Here is a 5,615-nt window from a genome sequence, read left to right on the forward strand (position 1 = left end):
GTCGCCCTGGTTCAGCCGGTTGCGCACGTCCCGGACGGTCTCGGGCGAGATGCCGACGGCGCGCGCGACCTGCCGCAGCGACAGCCCCGGCTCCTTGCGGATCAGCTCGGCGGCCTGCCGCCGGCCCTCCACCCCGTTGACCGGGCGGGCCCGGCCGTCCTGGCCGATCCGCACGTCGGCGGTGCCGCGGGTGCGGCGGCGGATCTCGGCGACCGTGCCCGGCGCGATCCCGGTGGCCGAGGCGATCCGGCGGTCCGACCACTGCGGGTGGGAGGCGATGATCCGCTCGGCGGCGCTCTTGCGGTCGGCCAGCGACAGCGGCAGCCCGTGCGCGATGTTGTGCTGGACCGCGACGACGAACGCGTCGGCCGCGTCGCCGTCGAAGAACCGGACCGGGATCCGGTCGTCGCCGCGCAGCCGCGCGGCCCTCAGCCGGTGCATTCCGTCGATGACGTTCATCGTGGCGCGGTGCACCAGAATGGGCGGCAGTTCGTCCTGCACCGCCGCCAGCGCCTCGACGTGGTCGGGGTCCTCCCCCAGCACGCGCGGCGAGTCCCTGGTGGACAGCGCCGCTATCTCCACCCGCACCACCGTCTTCTCCTCGTCGATCTCCATGCATTCCTGCCCTGAATTCACTTCAGCTCCCGTGGCAAGCATCCATCGAATCGCAGGCCGCCAGGCCCGAGATAATTCGCGCTTTCCCCTCCACCGCTGCAAATCGCTATTGTTTAGCGATCAATTTGAATGGCGAGATTCACCATAACAGCGCATGTCGGAAGCGCATACCCCCTACGATCCCCAGAGCGCGCGCGAATTAAGGACAGGATATTCTTGGAGTTCCGGACCGCCTGATTTCCACCCCTGCGAGGGGTGGTCCACTCGCTGACCTGGGCTGCACCCGCACGCCGCCCTCCTCCCCCTAAGCCCATAGGGGGGAGGGCCCGATCACCTCGATTCCCTCTCCGGCCGGCGCGGGCGCGCCGGGCCGAAATGGCGTCGTGATCCCGAAACCGTCACTTTTTCAATTACCAAACGGCCAGTCGAGTCACCGGGCCGGCCGCGCCGTCCGGCGCGGGCGGACCCGCCAGGTCAGGACGGTGCAGGCGACGTAGAAGGCCGCCAGGACCAGCAGCGCGGGAGTGATGCCGCCGGTCCGCTCCAGCGAGACCCGGAACACCTGCTGGACCAGGACGCCGCCCGCCGCGCCGACCGCCGACACGATGCCGATCGCGGCCGCGGCCGCCCGCCGCCCCTGGCCCGCCCCGGCCACGCCTCCCGGCACCCCTACCGCCGGCCCGGCCCCCTCCCCCGAGGCCGTGCCCTCCACCGATGCCGTGCCATCGTCCGAGGCCGTGCCCCGCACCCGGAAGAGCACGGGGATCATCTTGTACGTCGAGCCGTTGCCGACACCCGTCGCGACGAAGACGAACAGGAACGCGCCCAGGAACAGCGGCCACGACCCGGTCCGCGCCGCCTGCGCTACCGCCGCGACACCCGCTCCCATCAGCGGGAACATCACGACCGTGACGCGCGCGCCGCCGAACCGGTCGGCCAGCCACCCGCCGAGCGGACGCGCCAGCGACCCGGCGAACGCCCCCAGCCAGACCACGTGCGCGCCGTCCACGTCTGGGAACCGGCTCTTCACCAGCACCCCGAACGTGAAGCTGAACCCGATGAACGACCCGAACGTCCCGACGTACAGCACCGACATCACCACGGTCCGCGCGTCGCGCGCGGCGGCGGCCATCTCGCGCGGGGTGTACGCCGACGTCGCCGTCGCCAGGTTGTCCATCAGCAGGTACGCGGCCCCGGCGGCCAGCAGGATCAGCGGTGTCCAGACCCACCCGACCGCCGCCAGCCCGGCCGCCACGACCAGCGGCGGCATCGCCAGCTGCGTCACCGCCGTCCCGAGGTTGCCGCCCGCCGCGTTCAGCCCGAGGGGAAGCCCCTGCCGCTCCGCCGGGTAGAAGTGCGTGATGTTCGCCATCGACGACGCGAACGTGCCGCCCCCGAGCCCCGTCGTCGCCGCGGCCAGCAGCAGCGTCCAGAACGGCAGCCCGGGATGGTGAACGGCGTACACGAACACCACGCAGGGCACGAGCAGCAGCAGGGTGCTGACCACCGTCCAGTTCCGTCCGCCGAAGCGGGCCGGGGCGAACGTGTACGGAACCCGCACCGCCGCGCCGACCAGGTTCGGCAGCGTGGTCAGCCAGAGCGTCTGCCCCACCGTCAACGCGAACCCGGCCGCGTCCAGGTTCAGCACGGCGATGCTCCACAGCAGCCACACGCAGAACCCGAGGTGCTCGGTGGCGATCGACACGGCCAGGTTCCGCGCCGCCACCCGCCGCCCCGTGGACGCCCAGAACGCCGGGTCGTCCGGGTCCCAGTGCTCGATCCCGCGGCCGGGGCGGCCGGCCCGGCGGGCGGCCGGGTCCTGGTCGGTCAGCGCCGTCATGGCGTCTCCTCACGGTGTCTCGGACGGACACCGCGCAAGCTAGGAGCGACGCGTTACACGACGGCACGCACCGTGTGCCCCCGCTGCTACAACCCCCGCACACCGGCCGCGGTCCGGTGTGAGGACGAAGCCGCCGGGGCTCAGAGCTCCACGAGCGGCTCCGTCCGGTAGGCATCGTGCAGCAGATCGACGAACTCCGTCTCGTCCGGCGGAGCCACCGCCCCCAACCGGGTCACCATCACCCCGGGCGTCCAGGAGTTCATCACCACCGCCCCGGACAGGTCGAGGACGTCGTCGGGCGTCACCTCCCGGACGACCTGGGGCACGCCCAGCGCCGCGAGCCGCCGCCGCAGGATCCCCATCGTCACCCCGACCAGCATCGGCGCGTCCGGCCAGACCACCGCCTCCCCGTCCCAGAACGCCAGATTCCAGATCGTCGCCTCGCTGAAGCGGCCGTGGCGGTCCACGAACGCGGCGTCGTCGAACCCCTCGGCGACGGCCCGCCGCAACTGGTAGGTCTTCCCGATCTCACCGACGTGCTTGATCGCGGGCAGGTCCCGCTCATGCTCGACCACCGCGAGCGCCAGCGGGCCCTGCGGACCGTCCGTCGGCGGACGCGTCCGCACGAGCACCCGCAGGTCGTCACCGTCCGCGCTGAACTCCCCTGCCGGCGAGTAGACCGTGGCCGTCAGCGACAGGTCGCCCGGTCCGGCCTGGATCGCCGCCCGCAGCAGCTCCCGCACCCGCTCGTCGGGGACCGTCCGGCCGAAGAGCTCCAGCGACGCCGTCCGGAGCCGGTCCAGGTGCAGGTCGAGCCCGCGGGCCCGCCCACCCCGCACCTGCATCGCGGTGAAGTGCGCGTACCCGCGGAAGGCCAGCGGCCCCAGCTCCTCGGCGGTCGCGGGACGCCCGTCCAGGTGGACGACGTACTCAGTGGTCGCAGTGCTCATCGTCAGGATCTCCAGTTCGGCGCTCGGACGACCCCAGCCTGCCCGCTCCCGCGGCGGCTTCCCAGCCCTCCCCCGTGCCTACGACCGGCGGTGTCAGGATGACGCCCGGCCAGGCCTCCGCCGGTCCGCGCCACACCGCACCGCCTCGATAATGATCGGTATGGAGAACCGGTCCGGCGGCGAGCTGGGCGCGTTCCTGCGCAGCCGCCGCGCCCGCCTGTCACCCACGGACGTCGGGCTGCCCGACACCGGACGGCACCGGCGCGTCCCCGGCCTGCGCCGCGAGGAGCTCGCCGGGCTCGCGGGCGTCTCGGTCGCCTACCTCACCCGCCTGGAGCAGGGGCACGGCCCCAACGTGTCGGCCGAGGTCCTGGACGCGCTCGCCCGCGCCCTGCGGCTGAACGACAACGAGCACGCCCACCTGCGCCGCCTCGCCCGCAACCGCCCGAACCGGGGCTCCGCCCCGTCCCACCAGGAGGTGCGCGAACCGCTCCGGCACCTGCTCCACGCGATGGACGCCGTCCCCGCCTACGTCACCGGCCGCTTCCTCGACCTGCTCGCCTGGAACCCGATGGCGACGGCCCTCTTCGGCGACTGGGACGGCCTTCCCCGGCACGACCGCAACCTCGCCCGCCTGGTCTTCCTCAGCCCGGCCCACCGGAGGCTGTTCCCCGACTGGGACGCCCTCGCCGCCGACACCGTCGGCGCGCTGAGGCTCGACGCCGGATGCTTCCCCGGCCACCCGCGCCTGACCGGGCTCATCGCGGAACTCTCGGACGGCAGCGCCGAGTTCCGCGCGCTGTGGGCCCGGCACGACGTGAAGGAGAAGAGCCACGGCACCCGGCGGCTGCGCCACCCGGTGGCGGGCGAGCTGCTGCTGGCCTTCGAGTCGTTCCGGCTCGCCGACGACTCCGACCAGTGCCTGACCACCTTCCACACCCCGCCGGACGCCCCGCGCGCCGACGTCCTCTCGCTGCTGAGACCCCACGCGGCCACCACCTGACCACGCCGCCCCGACGCCGCGCGCAGCGCCCGGGCGGCGTCCGTCAACGCGGCGTCCGTCAGCGCGGCGTCCGTCAGCGGGACGACGCCGCGCGGGACGACTCCGGCCGGGCGGCCTCCGAGGACGGCGGGACATCGGTCGGCCTCCGCGGCTGGCGCGTCCGGCGGCGCGGCTGCGGGCGCGCCGCCGCGTCCTGCTCCGGCCAGCCCGGCGACCGCCCCGACGCCCGCAGCACCGCCTCCCACGCGTCCCCGCGTCCGGCCTCCCGGACGGCCGCCAGCGGCAGGTGCGGAACACCCCAGTGCCAGGCCGAGACCAGGAGCTCCGGGTCGTCCGGGCGGTAGTCGGCGCCGGCCGCGCGCGCCAGGTCCCACGCGTGCAGGTGCCACTCCAGGCACGCCGCGCCCGCGTGGTCGCCGACGGTGTACTTGGTGCCCCGGTACACCAGGTGCGTGCGGTCCCAGGTGTCCGGCATCAGGTCGGCGTAGGCGCCCGCCGACACCGTGAACGCGGTGATCCGGCTCTCGCCGGGCTCGGGCGGCAGCACCGCCAGCTCGGCCGCGTTCTGCCGGGCCTGCTGGCGGATCAGCACCGCGGATGCCGCGTCCTGCGCGAACAGCTTCGCCAGCCGGCTGTCCGGGGCGTCCTGCAGGTACTCCAGGTAGCTCTCGGCGACGCAGCGCAGGTGCCCGGCCAGGTCCAGCACCTGCCACTCGGCGCAGGGGGTCGGGGCGGTCCAGTCGGGAACCCTCGCCGCCAGGTCGCGGATCGCCCGCACTCCGGCCTGATAGCACTCCAGGACCCGTTCCCGGTCCGGCGGCGTCCGCTCCACCTGCATTCCCCCCGCGTTCGCGAAAGCCCCCCGTGACCCCGGTGGCCGCAGCTCCGGCCGAACCGGCCCGCCTCCGGCGGAGCCCCTCCCGGCACATCCCGGAGCTCCCCCGAGAGGGGAGGATTTCAAAGTTCGCTCTCCGGTGCCACTCCGCTCCGCTGTGTCGTCGGCTTAGGGCACGTCAAATGCTCCCCTCGTCCCGCCCCCGGGACGAGGCCCGCGAGACGGGTCCGGGCCGGGTGCGCCACCCGGCCCGGACCACCGCGCACCGGCCCGCGCACGGGCCCGCGCGGCCTCAGGACACGGCGACGCCGCGGCCCGCGCGGAAGCTCAGCCGGTGGGTCTCGCGGGCGGTGCGCAGGCGGTCGATCTCGT

6 protein-coding genes are annotated in these 5,615 nt (G+C 74.0%); 2 read left to right on the plus strand and 4 right to left on the minus strand.

Translation table 11 applies throughout. The features are described from left to right. The 3 genes from AB0J52_RS24775 to AB0J52_RS24785 all read right to left on the minus strand — a co-directional run. A partial coding sequence (locus AB0J52_RS24775) for a ParB/RepB/Spo0J family partition protein (RefSeq protein ID WP_500184549.1) occupies positions 1 to 615 on the minus strand: 615 nt, incomplete at its 3' end. 430 nt (positions 616 to 1,045) lie between these two features. Continuing rightward, a complete protein-coding gene (locus AB0J52_RS24780; RefSeq protein WP_500184551.1) occupies positions 1,046 to 2,455 on the minus strand; it encodes an MFS transporter in 1,410 nt (469 codons plus the stop codon). Between the two features lie 140 nt (positions 2,456 to 2,595). Continuing rightward, entirely contained in the window at positions 2,596 to 3,405 is an 810-nt protein-coding gene (locus AB0J52_RS24785; protein ID WP_500184552.1) for an aminotransferase class IV family protein, read from the minus strand. A 160-nt stretch (positions 3,406 to 3,565) separates the two neighbouring features. On the opposite strand from AB0J52_RS24785, the gene AB0J52_RS24790 reads away from it, so the two are divergent. Then, positions 3,566 to 4,408 carry a helix-turn-helix transcriptional regulator gene (locus AB0J52_RS24790; protein WP_500184553.1) on the plus strand — a complete coding sequence of 281 codons (843 nt, stop codon included), beginning with the start codon at positions 3,566 to 3,568 and terminating at the stop codon, positions 4,406 to 4,408. Positions 4,409 to 4,481: 73 nt separating this feature from the next. On the opposite strand, the gene AB0J52_RS24795 is transcribed toward AB0J52_RS24790, so the two are convergent. Beyond that, positions 4,482 to 5,246: a maleylpyruvate isomerase N-terminal domain-containing protein gene (locus AB0J52_RS24795; protein WP_500184554.1), complete on the minus strand. Its 765-nt coding sequence runs from the start codon at positions 5,244 to 5,246 to the stop codon at positions 4,482 to 4,484. Between the two features lie 179 nt (positions 5,247 to 5,425). Between AB0J52_RS24795 and AB0J52_RS24800 the strand changes: the two genes are divergently transcribed. Then, positions 5,426 to 5,615 (plus strand): hypothetical protein (locus AB0J52_RS24800; RefSeq protein WP_500184556.1); only part of this gene is annotated, 190 nt, incomplete at its 3' end.

The sequence above is a fragment of the Spirillospora sp. NPDC049652 genome (assembly GCF_040675125.1).
In the GTDB taxonomy this organism is placed as follows: Bacteria; Actinomycetota; Actinomycetes; order Streptosporangiales; family Streptosporangiaceae; genus Spirillospora.

Coding starts and splice junctions, on each gene's coding strand:
- AB0J52_RS24790 (WP_500184553.1), top strand. CDS start 3,566: ATGGAGAACCGGTCCGGCGGCGAGCTGGGCGCGTTCCTGCGCAGCCGC.
- AB0J52_RS24795 (WP_500184554.1), bottom strand. CDS start 5,246: ATGCAGGTGGAGCGGACGCCGCCGGACCGGGAACGGGTCCTGGAGTGC.
- AB0J52_RS24780 (WP_500184551.1), bottom strand. CDS start 2,455: ATGACGGCGCTGACCGACCAGGACCCGGCCGCCCGCCGGGCCGGCCGC.
- AB0J52_RS24785 (WP_500184552.1), bottom strand. CDS start 3,405: ATGAGCACTGCGACCACTGAGTACGTCGTCCACCTGGACGGGCGTCCC.